Source organism: Neobacillus drentensis, from assembly GCF_036962125.1.
GTDB lineage: Bacteria > Bacillota > Bacilli > Bacillales > Cytobacillaceae > Neobacillus > Neobacillus drentensis_B.
In genome coordinates this window covers 132,649-149,479 of the sequence record NZ_JBALOA010000001.1, presented here as the reverse complement: position 1 = coordinate 149,479, position 16,831 = coordinate 132,649, and the positions used below count along the sequence as shown (strand labels likewise).

The window sequence follows — 16,831 nt, the reverse complement described above, 5'->3', positions numbered from 1 at the left end:
AAAGGAGAATGTTCCCTATGACTGGAATAGGAGCAAATAAAGGCCATGCGCACTTACAGCCCTATATCTCCAAGCAATATTACCATCGGTATACACCCATTGATCATTCGGTATGGCGATTCGTCATGAGACAAAATCATTACTTTTTAAAGGATATTGCCCATCCCGCCTATGTTAATGGCCTGCGGGATTCAGGTATCCAAACTGAATCCATTCCAAAGGTAGATGACATGAATAAAAGTCTGGCGAAAGTAGGCTGGGGGGCCATTACGATTGATGGATTAATTCCTGGATCTGTATTTTACGGCTTTCTGGCAAATGGCATTTTACCTATTGCGACAGAGGTTAGAAACATACAAAACATTGCTTATACCCCTGCGCCGGATATGATTCACGAAGCAGCCGGGCACGCACCGATATTATTAAATAAATCATACCGGGACTTTGTGAGGAAAATAGGAGAAATGGGTGCAAAGGCACTTTCCAGTAGAGAGAAGCTAGAGGTATTTATGGCCGTTCGCCATTTAACAATTGTTGCTGAAGATCCAAACTCCTCACCAGAGCAGGTTAAAGAAGCAGAAAAACTGGTTGCAGAGGCTAGAAAGAAGGTCAAGGGGTTATCAGAGGCCGACCAAGTATCTCGGCTTTTTTGGTGGACGGTAGAATATGGATTAGTAGGTGATTTAGAGAATCCGAAGATATACGGAGCAGGACTGCTGTCATCTGTAGGTGAAAGTCAAAGCTGTTTAGCGGATGATGTGAAAAAGATCCCATTTTCAGTTGAGGAGTGTATTAAGACACCATATGATGTCACCAAGCCTCAGCCGCAATTATTTGTCTGTAAAGATTTTGATGAATTAACGGAAGCTATTGATCAATTTGCTGCTGGCATGGCATTTAAAAAAGGCGGCACGGAAAGTTTAGAGAAAGCCTTGCAATCTGATAATCTTGCGACATTGGTCTTTTCGTCGGGATTGCAAGTGACGGGAACATTGGCAACCCTCATAAAGGATGAGAAGGGAGAAGCCGTTTATATTAGAACAAAAGGACCGACTGCACTATCATTGAATCTGAAGCAATTAGTGAATCATGGCAAGGATACCCATCATAAAGGCTTCGGAACACCAATAGGCAAACTTGAAGACAAGACAATCATAGAGAATTGCTCGCTCGTACAATTAAAGGATATGGGAATAAGTGAAGGCAGTAAGGTGGTATTGAAATTTGAAAGTGGTGTCCATGTGAAGGGACTTGTCAAGTCCATCTTGTTGTCAGAAAGTAAGCCTGTCTTAATCTCTTTTAAGGATTGCCAAGTAATGTATAATGGTCAAGTCCTTTTTGAGCCATCATGGGGGACCTATGATATGGCAGTTGGCGCAGAAATCACATCGGTCTATGCAGGAGCAGCAGATCCTGATGCGTATTTTGATATGCCAACAAATGAAACCGTAAGTTCGGAGGAAATAGATGTCCCGCAACTGAATGAACTAGAAAGACTATATGCGGAGATTCGCAGCCTGCGCGAAGGCGCTGAGTGGAATGCTCAGAGTTGGGCGAGATTAGATCTGGTAATATCGACCCTGGATAAGACCTATCCCAACGAGTGGTTATTGAGACTGGAAATACTAGAAATTTATAAACTTCAAAATAATAGTCATCCCAACGTAAAGAAGATTTCAGAGATGTTACTGAACAAAAACTGGGGGAAATCAGTAAATCAAGTGATCCAACGAGGGTTTATGTTATTAAACAATAATTGATAAAGAAAAGGAGCTTGGAAATCCAAGCTCCTTTCTTATATGTTCTACGTATTTCAGCTATTTAATCTTTGCTGGAAAGAATACCAAGAATACGAAGGATGCTTATAAATAAATTAATAAAATCCAAATATAAGTTTAATGCCATCAATGGTACTTCTTCAGGTCTAACTCCGTAATGCTTCATTCTACTGAAATCAAACAGAACATAACCGCTAAATACTAACACTCCAATAAAGGAATAGGCAAGCATCCCGGTCGAGCCTAATGGAAAGAAAATATTATAAATAGAAATCGCCACTAAGGCAAGTAATGCAGCAAGCAGGAATCCACCTAAAAACGAAAAGTTTTGTTTAGATTTCGTTGCATAAATCGCCACACCGGTAAAGACAACGGTAGTACTTGCAAATGCCATAACCACCACATTTCCACCTACAGAAGCAGTGTAGTAGGCTACGATTGGAAAAAGTGTTATACCAGAGATAAAAGTAAAAATATAAAGAAATGAATACGAAATCGCCTTTTTACGTCTGAAGAAGAATGCAATCATAAGCATCACGAATTCAAGAATCGCAAGCGGCATAAATAAACTATCTGGAACAAATACACCTGCCATAGTGCCCAAGAAAGCAATCGCAAGGGAAAGCGCGAATGTTCTCAAAACAGATGGCAAAAACTCAGTAGATGTTTGTGTATACAAATTTTTCACCTCAAAAATTATTTGTTATAAGAAATATACGATTAATGGGTCAAGATGTTTCATTTTTTCTGAAAAAATCTTTATCCTCTTTTAATAAGTCGCGAATTTCTGCTAATAACTCTTCTGTTCGGTCTACTTTAACAACCACTTCAGCTGGCGCTTCTTTCTTTTTAAAACGGTTGATTAACTTTACAAATAGGAAGATTGAAAATGAAATGATTAAGAAATCGACTACCGTTTGAATAAATTTTCCATAGGCTAATGTTCCGTAAGCAAGTTTAGAAAAATCAAAATCAGCGCCGCCAATGATTACCCCAATTAAAGGCATAATGATATCGGCAACCAGAGATGAAACTATTTTTCCAAATGCTGCACCGATAATAACACCGACGGCTAAATCAATAACGTTGCCTTTCATAGCAAACTGTTTAAATTCATTCCACATAAAATATCCTCCTAGCTCTCTAATTATAGTCCATTGTAACCTTGAAACTGTTAAAATAGCAAACCTTGCCTTAGGAGATTAAGTTCATCCTAATCGCTTTTACGGCTGCGTCCGTCCTGTTTTTTGCCGCTAATTTTTGAATGATGATTGATATATAATCACGAACCGTATAGCTGCTTAAGTGAAGAGTTATAGCAGCTTCATTGATGGTTGCTCCTTCGGCAATTAGCTTTAATACCTCTTTCTCACGCGGTGTTAAGACACTATTAGAGCTTCCCAATTGTTGAATGGTCCTGTCCCTATAAGAAAAAAGCAATTCCCCTGCATATTGCCCAAATTTTATTAATGTGGTCAAAACCTGAATGGAGACTTCAAATTGAGAGTCCTCTCCTTTGTCCAAAAGGGCAATTCCAATCAGCTTACATTGTGTAGGTACAAATATGGGTAATACCACTAATGATTTTAACTGGTATTCCTGTACATATTTTTTCGGTAACACGGTTGCAGCATTGGTAAAATAAAGGGGTTGAGAATGAGTTAACGAGGGTAAGTATTTTTTGATTAAGGGTAGTTTAAATATTTCCTCTCTAATCTGCTGTACAGAGGGATTACTCACATTATAACCGGAAACACCGATTCCTTTCCCCTCGTAGTGATTATACATAAATAAAGCGCATCGCCTAAATGGCATATATTCGACTAACCCTTCAGTAATTGCTTTAACCGCTTCATCTGCATCCTGGGCACGTAATAGATGCTGTAAGAAGAGAAGGGAGGCGTCTTTCCATTCCATCTTCCTTTCTAGGTGTTGTAGTTTTAACTGACGTAAATACATACCTCTTATAAATTCTATTTCATGTGTAGTGACAGGAAAGTCTCGATTTTGCAAGCCAATTAATAAGGTTTCATTCAAACAAGGAATCCGGATTACTCTATCCTCCTGATTGTCCGTTCCTAATAGTCTAGTGAGTGCCATCGATAAATGATCGATTTGACCTGCTTTTAAATTTGCGGTCATATCAAGTATATAATGATCCACTTGACTGTCCTCAGAACAGACAATACTATCAACCAGATAATCTTCATGAATCTTATTAACAACAGCAATCCACTTTATAGGAATGATGTTTGTGGCGATAATGGTTTTTACTAATTTTTCATTTTGAATTTCTATATCTGGTGTTAACAGCGTCTGGTCAAGAATTCTCGAAAAAACAAATTGGACAGCCTGATAATCGAGGAAGGTGGATGATTTATTTGCAGATAAAAGTCTATAAAAGATATTTTCAATCGAGGTTAATAAAAATATCGACTCATTTTCATCATACTTAGTGCCAAAACGGTTTTGCCATTCCGTAAGAAGGGACAGAATGAAGGAATCTACACTAGTTATATTCGTATTATGTAATTGTTGGAAGGCAATCTCGATGATGACATTAAATTTATCCACCAAATTTTCTTTTTGGCTGTCAAATTTAGCTAAGACTGTCTTCCATTCTTTCATAAATGGCTCACTCAGCCGGTAAAGAATTGAGAGTCCCTTTTGTAAAAGCTGATCCACTTTATGCTCCATGTTGCCCCCACCTCATTTATTTCTTTTTCATATATTTCGTTGTAATCGTTTTCATTATGTCCGTAGTATAAAATCAGACCCGACATTTGACGGGGTAGTTAGATTTTTACGATATCTTACGTGATTGTTACCGTGGAGTAACCATAGTAAGGTTATTAAAAAGTGTATTGTTTAAAAATTCAGAAATTAGGAGGCGCTTATGGAAAATTCAATTCAGTTGGTTGAGGGAAGTACTAGTAAGAAAGTTTTCTGGTCAGCCTTAGGTACAGGAATAGTGGTATTAGCTTTGTTATTAGTCTCATTTGGAATTTCAGGGGTGGCCTATGCTGTTCCGATTGCAGGGGTAGGTGACTTTTATGTAGAGTTTGATAAATTAGAGGGGAACGGTTACACCTTCTTTCCGAAAATGGGTGAGACAAGTAGCGAAGATTCAGCCCCACAGGGTACAAATTTAATCGAAAATTTGACCATTGATCATTTGCAATTGTATAAGGACTTCAAGGTCGGTAAGCAGTGGATTCGTGTCAAAATCACAGCCTCCAAGCCTGTACAGATTACCGGTCTGCAACATGATGCAGGGCTGATTGAGGCGGATGCTAAATTCGAAAACTTAGCGCTTAAAGAGAATCATAGTGAGGATTGGCAAAAACAATTTCGACAAACTTCATCAAAGATTACATTAGAGCATGCCAAGCTTAAAACACATTATCTATTTCAGAAAACAATTAATATGAATGGAATGAGACTTACAGTTGAAAAGATTAATAAATAATAAGGAATAGGAGGGAAATGGATGAAATTTACGAAGTGGCGAAAAAGCCGGCCGTTTTGGGGGTCTTTGATGACACTACTTAGTGGACTGATGATTTCCTGGGTGCCATTAAACCTTTATTTAAGTACATTTCTTCCAGGTTCGATAGCCATTATTGGACTGCTTTTTGGTGGACTGCTTACATTAATTGGGGTTGTTGCTTTGTTCTTTCCCAATGCCTCTAAAATTCTAGGGATCTTTTCTATTTTTTTATCCATCCTTTCTGTTATTGGTGCACTAGGAGGTTTCCTATTCGGGACGATTTTTGGAATCATTGGAGGAGCACTGCTGATGGCTTGGCGGCTTGCACCAGTGAAAGTAAACGTACCACCCCCAACCGATTTGGAAAAATCGGCTCACACTTTTTAAAGGAGATCAAACTATGTTGTGGAAAAGCAAGCTTCCTTTGTTAAGTTTTTGTCTCTCTTTGATGTGTTTAACCATTTTCTCCACTGGAGGAACGGTAAAGGCGGATGAAACTTCAACCGATGGGTTCGTCATTGAAGCAGACCGAGTCGTAGGTACGGGGATGACAGCTTCCCTTATTAAACAAGAAACTTCAACTGATAATGGTAAAGTAATGCTCCGCTTTCAATATAAATCGGCAATGATATATGGAATGAAATTAACCAAGCAGGTGAATTCACCAAAGGGTCCTGTAAGTATTAGCTTAAAAGCAAATGGACCTGTTAGTGTAAAAAATATGATTGTTGATACTACAGCTATTTCTTTCAAAGGTGCTTGTGTAAAGGCTGCAGAAACGATTCCGGAACTTGGAATGGAGGATGTGGTCATGGTTGCTCATTCTATGGAATCCGAAAATAGTATCATTAAGCAGTTAGTTTTAAATACAGTTTCAGGTCAATCAAATGCACCAAAACTCGGAAAGTTGAAAATCATTCAAGATTTAAGCATGCTTCCTGTTAGTGAATTGGATAAAGAACTTGATAAAATTAAAAATGGACATTTCTCGCTGACATGTGTAGATGGCTCTAATGAGAGTGATACACCAGTTGGCGTGGGGAAAATTACTGAACCAATACAAGATGCAGTTGATGTCGTGACAAATCCATTGAAACCGATTACACAACCACTGAAACCAATCCTAGATCCGTTAGATCCAGTAACAAAGCCGCTTGAGCCAGTTTTGGAAGATCTCGATCCAGTAACAAAGCCACTTGAGCCTGTTTTGGAGAATCTCGATCCAGTAACAAAACCGCTTAAGCCCGTTTTGGAACACCTCGACCCGGTAACAAAACCGCTTAAGCCAGTTATTAAGAAAATTGACCCTGTTTTAATTGGAACAACGGAAAAGGTTGAACAGGTGGTGAAATCCGTTTGCAGCCAATTAGAGGATGCAAAAGGGGTAGTTACAAAAGAGTTAGCCTTGTCACTAATTGATGAAGCCATTAACAAGAACAAAACCTTAAGCACCGTCTGTCAAGGGGAACCGCTGAAAGATGAATTGCAAAATCTGGAAGAGGGTTTGTTAAAGTCGCTCAACCTGATTGGTATTTTAGGGAAGGTTGTTCCGGTAGATTCACTTGACCAACTGAATAAAATGCGTGAACAAATCGCTAAAGAAAAGGATGGCGCTATCATATATTCACCATAAAAAAAGAGCAGGGGTTGCCTGCTCTTTTGTTGTGAAATTAAAACGCCCAGTTTCCGCCTCTGAACACTGGTTCTGATTTGCCATCAGACGTGATTCCATCAATGTTCATTTCAGAAGAGCCGATCATAAAGTCCACATGGGTGATACTTTCATTTAGGCCATTTTCTTTCAATTCTTCAGAAGACATTTTCTTGCCGCCTTCAATACAGAAAGCATAGGCACTACCGATTGCCAAATGGTTTGAGGCATTTTCATCAAACAAGGTATTAAAGAAAAGGACGTTTGATTGTGAAATTGGTGAGTTAACCGGGACAAGCGCAACCTCGCCAAGATAGTGGGAACCTTCGTCTGTATCGACAAGACGCTTTAGGATTTCTTCGCCTTCTTCGGCTTTCACTCCAACAATTTTTCCATTTTCAAAGGTAACCGAAAAACGGTCAATGATATTGCCGCCGTAGCTTAATGGCTTTGTGCTAGTAACCGTACCATTCACACCGGTTTTCATTGGAACAGTGAAAACTTCCTCTGTCGGCATATTTGCCATGAATTCAAAGCCTTGTTCATTAACACTGCCCGCACCGACCCAAATATGCTTTTCAGGAAGCTCAATCGTTAAATCAGTACCTGGTGCTGTGTAATGAAGCTTTTGGTATCTTTTTTCATTGAGATAATGTACTTTTTCATGAAGGGTTTCATCATGCTTTTTCCAAGCTTCTACAGGGTTGTCTAAATCCGCACGCACTGCCTTAAAAATGGCCTCCCAAAGCTTGCTTACTTGGTTTTCAGCAGGTACATCTGGGAATACTTTAGCAGCCCAAGCCGGGGATGCAGCAGCGATAACGGTCCAACTTACCTTATCAGATTGCGCAGCCTTTCGGTAATTCGCCAGTGCTTTTCCCGCCGCCTTATTGAAGTTGGCAATCTTTTCTGGATTCACACCTTTAAGCAAATCAGGACTAGTAGAAATAACCGACATAAAGGCTGCACCTTGGTCTGCAAGGTCTTCCATTTCTTTGGCACGCCAAACAGGGTATTCTAAGAAGGCCTCGTCTGGAGCTAAATCATATTTTGTTCTCGTCACCGTATCATCGTTCCAGTTGACAATGACATTCTTTGCTCCTGTTTCATAGGCTTTTTTTACAATCAGCCGGACAAATTCCGCTGCATCCAGGGTAGTATTAACGACCAATGTTTGGCCTTTTTGGACATTGACCCCGACTTTCACGGCAAGCTCAGCATATTTTTCTAGTTTCATTTTAAATTCATTCATATGTATGCCTCCTTTTTCTGAATCTTCCTATATTGTAGCTTGTTTATTTTGAAAAAGAAACTTATAGCTATTAATGAAAAACGGCCTGTAAAACAAAAAACAGTAGAGATTTTCATCTCTACTGCGAGCAGTAAAGTTTTCCATCTTTACTGCAGCTTGCTGCCGTATACTTTTATATTAAAATAAACACCTGCGGAAAATAGAACTAAAAATGTAATAATACCTGACCATGATGTTGGAGCCATGAACTGTGATAAATCCATTAATTCCACCGCCCTTGTATTAATAACCTATATAAGTTAATTATAATACAAATTGAGCGAATGTGAACAATTTATTACAATTATTTAAAAAATATTGACTTTTTTATGTTTGTGCATTCAATTTTTGTTTTTCAAATGTATAAAACATCAACCAATAAATCCCAGCACTTAAGAGGGCAAGTATCGTTAAGCTGAAAAACGTCCAACCATAGCCGACCCAAACAGTCATAGGAATTGCAAGCGGAGCAATTGTACGACTAATCGTAAATCGAAGGCTTGCAGCTGCAAAATACTGACCTCTCATATGTTCTGGCGCTAATTTTGATACAAAACTTTGCTGCAGGCCCGCACCCATTAATTCGGCAAATGTGAAAAATGCCATCGCAAACATGAACCCCCAAATCCAGGTTGTTTGGCTGAAAAGAATGATGGAAATGGCATATACAACCGAAGAGAGGACAAACACATTTCTTTCATAATATTGACTCATCCATTTCGTGACAACCACAGTCAAAAGGGCGACCAGGAAGCCATTTTCCGCAAGTACAATCCCAAAGGCCTGCTCACCATTGACTGAAAACGACCAATTCCCGAGCGAGAAAAGGCTTTGATTTTTGAACACATCCTTAATATAAACAGGAATCAACAAGTCTAATTGCATAAATGTTTGCCCGGCTAATACACCTGCTACAATAAATAATAGGAAGGTTTTATCTTTAATAATCAATGAATAATCCTTCAGTTGATTGATTAAAAAATAGTACCATTTCCCGTCAGGCGAAAAAGCATGATCTGTTAACGGAACCGTTTCTCGAGTCCATTTGGCTAATATTAGTCCTAAGGACATACAAACTAAGCCAGCAACAAGTAAAAGCTGAAAACGGTAATGAACATAGAAAATAGCTCCAAGAATTGGACCGATTACGACGGCAATATTAATAGATGTATAGAAAATGGCGAACACATTACTTCTGTCCTTTTCATCGACTACATCCGCTACCATGGCTTGGCTTGCTGGCCAATAAAAAGAACCGAATACACCAGCGACTGCAAAGGCAATAAAGCCCAGCCATGGCGATTGAAGCCAAGGTGAACTAGCAAAACCAAATGCTATAAACGAAAGTCCTTGGCCGATAGCAGACAATACCATCATTCTTTTCCGCCCAAACCGGTCGGCGCAGTACCCGCCCATTAGGTTAGCTAATACTGAAAAAATCTGCGAAAAAACTAATAATAAACCTGCTTTACTCTTTCCGAACTCTTCTGCAAAGTAAATCGTTAAAAACGGAAAAAACATCCAGAAGGTGATATTCATCATCGCTTCACTAAATAAACGAACTTTTAAATTAGGATCCCAATCCCTAATTCTCATACATTGTCCTCGCACTTTCAAAATTTTTGACCATCCTATCATACTATTCTTATGGTAAAACTTACAACAGAAACGGTAAGCGCATTGAGAACGCTTACCATTCATGATTTTTCTTATTATTTCATGAAAATATTGAGGTCTTTTTCCTATTGCCAGAATCAATGACCACATCTTTGCAATTCTGCATTTTATGAATTTGTATGTTATATTAAAAGTTCAATGGTTTACTGAAAGGGTGTTAAATAAAGTGAAAAAAAGTGTGGTTATTGCCGAAAAACCTTCTGTCGCTCGAGATATAGCTCGGGTGTTAAATTGTAATAAAAAAGGTAACGGTTTTTTAGAGGGAGATAAATATATTGTCACATGGGCACTTGGACATTTAGTTACACTTGCTGATCCTGAAGCGTATGACGAAAAATATAAAACGTGGAAAATAGAAGATTTACCAATGATGCCGAACGAATTAAAGCTAGTGGTCATTAAGCAAACGAGTAAGCAGTTCCATGCAGTGAAGAGCCAGCTACATCGTTCTGATGTCGGCGAAATTGTGATTGCAACAGATAGTGCTCGTGAGGGAGAATTAGTTGCACGTTGGATTCTTGTTAAAGCAAAGGTGAATAAACCAACAAAACGTCTTTGGATTTCCTCTGTTACAGATAAGGCGATTAAAGAGGGCTTCCAGAAGTTAAGAAATGGTAAGGAATATGAAAACCTATATCTTTCTGCGGTGGCACGTTCAGAAGCCGATTGGTATATCGGGCTAAATGCTACTCGGGCACTAACGACAAGGTTTAATGCTCAATTAAATTGCGGACGTGTGCAAACTCCGGTGGTAGCAATTGTTGCCACTCGTGAAGATGAGATTAAAAACTTCAAATCTCAAGCCTTTTATGGAATCGAAGCACACACCATGGATAAGTTAAAACTAACCTGGCAGAATGCTAAAGGCGAGGGTCGCAGCTTTGATAAGGAAAAAATCGATGAGATTGTGAAAAAACTTGGCAGGAAAAATGCTATTGTAACGGAGATTGAGAAAAAGCCGAAGAAGTCATTCTCTCCGGGTCTTTATGATTTAACAGAATTACAGCGTGATGCCAATAAAATATTTGGCTACTCTGCTAAAGAAACGCTAAATATTATGCAAAAGCTGTACGAACAACATAAAGTGTTAACGTATCCTCGTACAGATTCACGCTTTATCTCATCAGATATTGTTCCAACGCTTCCAGAACGACTTAAAGCATGTTCAATAGGAGATTATCGTCCGTTAGTAAACAAAGTATTGAAGAAACCAATAAAGGCTTCTAAATCATTTGTAGATGATAGCAAAGTAAGTGATCACCATGCCATTATTCCAACGGAAGGGTATGTGAACCTCTCCGCTTTTACAGATAAAGAACGGAAAATATATGATTTAGTTATTAAACGTTTCCTAGCCGTGTTATTCCCGGCATTTGAGTACGAACAATTAACGCTACGTGCAAAAATTGGTGATGAAAATTTCGTTGCGCGTGGAAAAACGATTCTGAACTCCGGCTGGAAAGAAGTATACGAAAACCGCTTTGAAGATGATGCTGATGATGCAGACGATTTAAAGGAACAGATTTTACCCCGTATCGAAAAAGGTGATTCATTAAATGTTACCTTAATCGCTCAAACGTCAGGTCAAACCAAACCGCCTGCACGCTTTACAGAAGCTACTATATTATCAGCAATGGAAAATCCAGTGAAGTATATGGAGAATCGAGATAAACAGCTGGCAGACACATTGAAATCGACCGGTGGTCTCGGTACAGTTGCAACCCGTGCTGATATTATTGAGAAACTATTTAATTCGTTCTTAATTGAAAAACGTGGAAAAGATATTCATATTACTTCTAAGGGTCGTCAACTATTAGATTTAGTTCCAGAAGAACTAAAATCCCCTGCAACAACAGCAGAGTGGGAACAAAAGCTAGAGTTAATTGCAAAAGGTAAACTGAAAAAGGAAACATTCATCAATGAGATGAAGCAGCATACAAAAGAAATCGTTAGCGAAATTAAAGCAAGTACTAAAAAGTATAAGCACGACAATATTTCAACAAAATCATGTCCAGATTGCGGAAAACCAATGCTTGAAGTAAACGGCAAAAATGGGAAGATGCTCGTTTGTCAGGATCGTGAATGTGGTCATCGCAAAAACGTTTCACGCGTTACAAATGCCCGCTGCCCACAATGCCGGAAAAAACTTGAACTACGTGGTGAGGGAGAAGGGCAAATCTTTGCATGTCAATGTGGATATCGTGAAAAGCTATCTGCTTTCGAAGCACGACGCAAAAAAGAATCTGGTGGTAAAGTGGATAAGCGCACGGTCCAAAAGTATCTGAAAAACCAAAACAAGGAAGAAGAGCCAATTAATACAGCTTTGGCAGATGCTTTAAAGAAATTGAATTTAAAATAAGTCGTATTTGGTAGTTATAATAAAGTGTTTAATGGTAATTGAAAAGGGCTATATTTACATTTAAAATCACCGTAAATATAGCCTTTTGTTTATTTAATTAATGCAATCGTTTATGCATTTTAATAAATATGTAATAAAGATTTGAAATTCGTTGGGATTACCAATTATCATATGTTATCCCACTAAAGTGTTATCGTACTAAAATTCTGAAAATTAAATTGACAAAAAAGCATATCATCCCATACAATAAATTACACTAAGATCGTTAAAGAATGGATGATACCCATGAGGCATCTGCAAATATTCAAACCATTAATCATAAAAGAGGCTGGACTCCTAATCAATTAGATTCGGAATCCAGCCTCTTTCTTTATTATACTACAGTGGTAGAGGAGAGGGATAAATATGATTACATTGACAGGCGGAAGTTTGACTTTAGAGCAAATGAAAGATGTATTATATCGCAAACAAAAGGTTATAGCCTCAGACAAGAGTATGGAAGCTGTCAAAAGAAGTCGTGAGGCAGTTGAAAGAATTGTTGCGGAATCAAAAGTGGTTTATGGAATTACAACTGGATTTGGAAAGTTCAGCGATGTACTCATCGATAAGAACCATGTTCAGGACCTGCAGCTTAATTTGATTCGCTCCCATGCGTGCGGGGTTGGTGAACCCTTTCCGAAAATGGTTTCTAAAGCGATGGTTCTTCTCCGCGCTAACGCCCTCCTTAAAGGCTTTTCAGGGGTTAGGCCAATTGTCATTGAAAAGTTATTAGAATTAGTGAATTTAGATATCATTCCTGTCATCCCGCAACAAGGATCACTTGGTGCAAGCGGTGATTTAGCCCCGCTTTCTCATCTGGCCCTGGTCTTAATTGGGGAAGGAGAGGTATTTTACAAAGGGAAACAAATGGACGCCTTTCAAGCACTGCAACAAGAAGGAATTCTCCCTTTAACATTAGAAGCAAAAGAGGGTTTAGCCCTTATTAATGGGACCCAAGCGATGACAGCGATGGGAGTAATCGGTTATTTAGAGGCCGAGCAACTTGCCTATGAAAGTGAGCTAATTGCTGCCATGACAATGGAAGGGTTACATGGAATTATTGATGCCTTTGCTGAAGAAGTTCATATAGCAAGAGGTTACCAACAGCAGATTGATACGGCAGCAAGGATTCGTCGTTATTTAAGTGATAGTTTATTAACAACACAACAGGGTGAGTTACGAGTTCAGGATGCTTATTCTCTCCGTTGTATTCCCCAGGTCCATGGTGCATCGTGGCAGGCCTTGGATTATGTAAAAGAAAAACTAGAGATTGAAATGAATGCAGCGACGGATAATCCGTTAATTTTTGATAATGGCGAAAAGGTGATTTCCGGAGGGAACTTTCACGGACAACCGATTGCATTTGCAATGGACTTCATGAAAATTGCTGTAGCAGAACTAGCAAATATTTCGGAAAGACGTGTTGAGCGATTAGTTAATCCGCAGTTAAATGACTTGCCTGCGTTTCTAAGTCCCGAGCCTGGTTTACAATCAGGTGCAATGATCATGCAATATGCAGCTGCAGCTCTGGTATCAGAGAATAAAACCCTTGCCCATCCTGCCAGTGTCGATTCTATACCTTCATCAGCCAATCAAGAGGATCATGTAAGCATGGGGACAATTGCCTCAAGGCATGCCTATCAAATTATTCAAAATGCACGCCGTGTTTTGGCGATTGAACTGATTTGTGCGATGCAGGCAGTGGAGATTCGCGGAGTTGATAAAATGGCAGCACATACAAGGGCTTTTTATGATCAAGGACGCAAACAGGTGGCATCGATTAATCAAGATAGGGTCTTCTCCAAGGATATTGAAAAAGCAGCTGTATGGCTAAAGTCAATCGAATTCCAACTGTTTATAAGAGATTTAAGTATGGAAAATGGCCAATTTTAAAAGAATCAAACAGAATAAAAAGGCGTTTCACGCCTTTTTATTCTGTCTGATCGTTCAGCAAACGAGCTGTATCTCCGCGATTCTCGTCCTCATTTTCGATTCGGTTTTTAAATGCTTCTTGTACTACTATAAACTCTTCGTCACCAACCGCTTCTTTCACATGTTTTTCCGTTAAACTGTCTTGTGGAAATTCCCCGGGATGGTTTTTCTTTTTATGATCAAAATGTTGCCCACGTCCCATCTTCAACACTCCTTTCGTCTTCGCAAGTAGCATTCCCAAATTGGAGTGAAATAATTACTATATGAAACAAGACATAAAAAGAAAAAGCTGAGTAAAAGAGGAATAAATTCACTCTTCACCAGCTTTTTGTTCTGGAGAATCTGGTTTGCACATCCGGTCTAATAAATACCCAGCAACCACAATGAAAGCAATTGGAATGGAAAAGTTCAAGATATGAATAAAGGTCATCGCATCCTTCACCACCATTTTTTTGAATATTAATAATATTAAGTATATTTATATGTTGTTTACATTATATGCTAATTGTCACATTTTAGACAAATGTTTAGATGCTAATTCTATTCATTAATTGCTTAGCAAAATGAATTGGTAGGGACTTTCTTCCAAATATCACTATCTTTGACATAGAGCTGCAGGATGTTGAACATGATACAAGGTATTTTTGTAGATATATGGGATAATTTGTTAGAAAAAGGTTTTTGAATATTTAAATATAGCGACAAATTACAACACCCTACTAAAATAGCACTAGATATAATAGCAATGTGGATTAAGGAAATCGACCTATTAAAACTAATTAAATGCCTAATACAGTGACTTAAGTTGTATTAGTATCAGAAAAAGGCAAACTTGTTGAAAAGCAGGGACGCAAAGCCGAGGATCTAAGGTGAGGATTTCTTGCTAGGATGGCCGGGTTACCTGGAATACATTAAGTATTTTAGGGGTGAATGGTATGGTTATAACCGGAAGTAATGTAGAAGTAATCGATCAAGAGTGGATGGCACTTATACTAGAGGCGAAGGACTTAGGGTTATCAATAGAAACAGTTCGTGATTTTTTAACCACCGAGAGATAGTCAAGAAAATGTACATAAAATAAAAAGCATTCTCAAAAAGTATTACACTTAATGAGAATGCTTTTCTTTTTCAATTGATCTTTTTAGGGTAATTATTTATCGCCTTGATTAATTCGCCATTTGTTGAATTCAAGGAAATCACGAAATTGTTCTTTAGAAACACCAGAATTCATAGCATCTTTGACTAGATTCATCCAATCTATATCTAATTCTTCTTTATCGATTTCTTCATGTATTAAATGATCCACTGGGATATTCAAAACAGCTGCAATTTTTTCGAGAAACTTTATCGAAGGATTCTCTTGTTTATTATTTTCAAGATTACTTAGATAAGACTTAGCCACTCCTGCTTGAGCAGCAAGTTCAGATAATGACATCTTTTTATCTAAGCGAAATTTTTTTACGCGATCACCAATCATTCATATCACACCCAATTATTAGTCACTTTAAATTAATTCTACCAAAAAGAATTGAAAAGTACCATATTAAGAACGGAGAAATATGACAAGTAAATGAACTTTGAGAAATATTCAATGTAAAAAGTAATTTTGAAAAAAAACGAGGATAGAGTTAATATTAAAAGTGTTGCCTAATGAGGTTGATTGTATTATTCTCTAAAGTTCTTTCTATAGGCGAATAACACTTTTTATCTAAATACATATAAAATAAAAAAAGGAAGGGGACCTCCTATAATGATTGTCCTTAAATCACAACGTGAAATTGAAGCCATGAAAAAAGCAGGAGAAATACTTGCTGCTTGTCATAAAGAAATTGCTAAATTGATTAAACCAGGTATATCCACTTGGGAAATTGATGTATTTGTTGAAGAATTTCTTAAAGAAAAAGGTGCAACTCCAGAACAAAAAGGCTACAAGGGCTATGAATTTGCCACCTGTGCGAGTATAAATGATGAAATATGCCATGGCTTTCCAAGAAAGGAACCTTTAAAAGAAGGGGACATTGTGACAGTGGATATGGTGGTCAATTACAATGGAGCTTTAGCTGATTCGGCTTGGTCATATCCAGTTGGTAAGGTATCTGAGGAAAATGAACGCTTACTAAATGTCACCAGGGAAGCACTATACAAAGGGATAGAACAAGCGGTAGTTGGCAATCGGATTGGAGATATCGGGCACGCTATTCAAAAATACGTTGAAGGCGAAGGGTTTACGGTCGTTCGCGACTTTATTGGACACGGAATTGGAGCTGTCATTCACGAAAAACCGGATGTTCCTCATTATGGACTGCCAGGGAAAGGGGCTAGAATCAAGGAGGGGATGGTCTTTACGATTGAGCCCATGGTTAATGTTGGCCGATACCAAACAAAAATGGATCTCAATGGCTGGACGGCAAGAACCATTGATGGGAAAAATTCAGCTCAATACGAGCACACCCTTGCAATTACAAAAGAGGGACCAGTCATCTTAACCAATCAGGATTAAATCACAAAACCCGTTATTTCAAATAACGGGTTTTTCGCTTTAAGATAAGAAAAAATAAGTTTTTGAAACTTAGTTTACTGTCTAGCTCCAGCGCCCTAGCGGCTAGTGTCCTTC

At 38.4% G+C, this 16,831-nt stretch carries 15 protein-coding genes and 1 riboswitch; of the genes, 8 read left to right on the top strand and 7 right to left on the bottom strand.

Annotated features, from left to right (window positions below):
• Window positions 1-17: 17 nt before the first annotated feature.
• Complete coding sequence (locus V7121_RS00680; protein ID WP_335545408.1) at window positions 18-1,760, top strand: aromatic amino acid hydroxylase; 1,743 nt, start codon at window positions 18-20, stop codon at window positions 1,758-1,760.
• A gap of 61 nt (window positions 1,761-1,821) precedes the next feature.
• Here the strand turns inward: V7121_RS00680 and V7121_RS00675 are convergent, their stop codons facing one another.
• The 3 genes from V7121_RS00675 to V7121_RS00665 form a co-directional block, all read right to left on the bottom strand.
• A complete protein-coding gene (locus V7121_RS00675) occupies window positions 1,822-2,457 on the bottom strand; it encodes a Bax inhibitor-1/YccA family protein (protein WP_335500566.1) in 636 nt (211 codons plus the stop codon).
• A gap of 49 nt (window positions 2,458-2,506) precedes the next feature.
• Complete coding sequence (gene mscL, locus V7121_RS00670; protein WP_335500568.1) at window positions 2,507-2,902, bottom strand: large-conductance mechanosensitive channel protein MscL; 396 nt, start codon at window positions 2,900-2,902, stop codon at window positions 2,507-2,509.
• Window positions 2,903-2,972: 70 nt separating this feature from the next.
• A complete protein-coding gene (locus V7121_RS00665; RefSeq protein WP_335545406.1) occupies window positions 2,973-4,475 on the bottom strand; it encodes a LuxR C-terminal-related transcriptional regulator in 1,503 nt (500 codons plus the stop codon).
• A 199-nt stretch (window positions 4,476-4,674) separates the two neighbouring features.
• Between V7121_RS00665 and V7121_RS00660 the strand changes: the two genes are divergently transcribed.
• From V7121_RS00660 to V7121_RS00650, 3 genes are read left to right on the top strand one after another with little or no spacing between them, the layout of a single operon-like run.
• Entirely contained in the window at window positions 4,675-5,247 is a 573-nt protein-coding gene (locus V7121_RS00660; protein WP_335500572.1) for a DUF6230 family protein, read from the top strand.
• A 21-nt stretch (window positions 5,248-5,268) separates the two neighbouring features.
• The gene (locus V7121_RS00655; protein WP_335545404.1) at window positions 5,269-5,655 is read left to right on the top strand and encodes a DUF6114 domain-containing protein; all 387 of its coding nucleotides are present in this window, start codon (window positions 5,269-5,271) and stop codon (window positions 5,653-5,655) included.
• Window positions 5,656-5,668: 13 nt separating this feature from the next.
• Entirely contained in the window at window positions 5,669-6,901 is a 1,233-nt protein-coding gene (locus V7121_RS00650; protein ID WP_335500576.1) for a hypothetical protein, read from the top strand.
• Between the two features lie 37 nt (window positions 6,902-6,938).
• Here the strand turns inward: V7121_RS00650 and V7121_RS00645 are convergent, their stop codons facing one another.
• Window positions 6,939-8,171 (bottom strand): aminopeptidase, encoded by a 1,233-nt coding sequence (locus tag V7121_RS00645; RefSeq protein WP_335545403.1) that lies wholly within the window; start codon window positions 8,169-8,171, stop codon window positions 6,939-6,941.
• 366 nt (window positions 8,172-8,537) lie between these two features.
• Window positions 8,538-9,806 carry an MDR family MFS transporter gene (locus V7121_RS00640; RefSeq protein ID WP_335545401.1) on the bottom strand — a complete coding sequence of 423 codons (1,269 nt, stop codon included), beginning with the start codon at window positions 9,804-9,806 and terminating at the stop codon, window positions 8,538-8,540.
• Window positions 9,807-10,053: 247 nt separating this feature from the next.
• On the opposite strand from V7121_RS00640, the gene V7121_RS00635 reads away from it, so the two are divergent.
• Together V7121_RS00635 and hutH are read left to right on the top strand one after the other, a co-directional pair.
• Entirely contained in the window at window positions 10,054-12,246 is a 2,193-nt protein-coding gene (locus V7121_RS00635) for a DNA topoisomerase III (RefSeq protein ID WP_335545399.1), read from the top strand.
• A 405-nt stretch (window positions 12,247-12,651) separates the two neighbouring features.
• Entirely contained in the window at window positions 12,652-14,178 is a 1,527-nt protein-coding gene (gene hutH / locus V7121_RS00630; protein ID WP_335500584.1) for a histidine ammonia-lyase, read from the top strand.
• A 37-nt stretch (window positions 14,179-14,215) separates the two neighbouring features.
• Here the strand turns inward: hutH and V7121_RS00625 are convergent, their stop codons facing one another.
• Window positions 14,216-14,419, bottom strand: a complete 204-nt coding sequence (locus V7121_RS00625) for a hypothetical protein (protein ID WP_335500586.1) — start codon at window positions 14,417-14,419, stop codon at window positions 14,216-14,218.
• A 613-nt stretch (window positions 14,420-15,032) separates the two neighbouring features.
• Window positions 15,033-15,122, top strand: a riboswitch (cyclic di-GMP riboswitch).
• 30 nt (window positions 15,123-15,152) lie between these two features.
• Between V7121_RS00625 and V7121_RS00620 the strand changes: the two genes are divergently transcribed.
• The gene (locus V7121_RS00620; RefSeq protein WP_335500588.1) at window positions 15,153-15,275 is read left to right on the top strand and encodes an anti-repressor SinI family protein; all 123 of its coding nucleotides are present in this window, start codon (window positions 15,153-15,155) and stop codon (window positions 15,273-15,275) included.
• A 92-nt stretch (window positions 15,276-15,367) separates the two neighbouring features.
• Here V7121_RS00620 and V7121_RS00615 read toward each other — a convergent pair whose 3' ends face one another.
• Window positions 15,368-15,694, bottom strand: coding sequence for a helix-turn-helix domain-containing protein (locus V7121_RS00615; RefSeq protein ID WP_335500590.1), 327 nt, complete (start codon window positions 15,692-15,694; stop codon window positions 15,368-15,370).
• 273 nt (window positions 15,695-15,967) lie between these two features.
• On the opposite strand from V7121_RS00615, the gene map reads away from it, so the two are divergent.
• Window positions 15,968-16,717, top strand: a complete 750-nt coding sequence (map, locus tag V7121_RS00610; protein WP_335500592.1) for a type I methionyl aminopeptidase — start codon at window positions 15,968-15,970, stop codon at window positions 16,715-16,717.
• The last annotated feature ends 114 nt before the right edge of the window (window positions 16,718-16,831 follow it).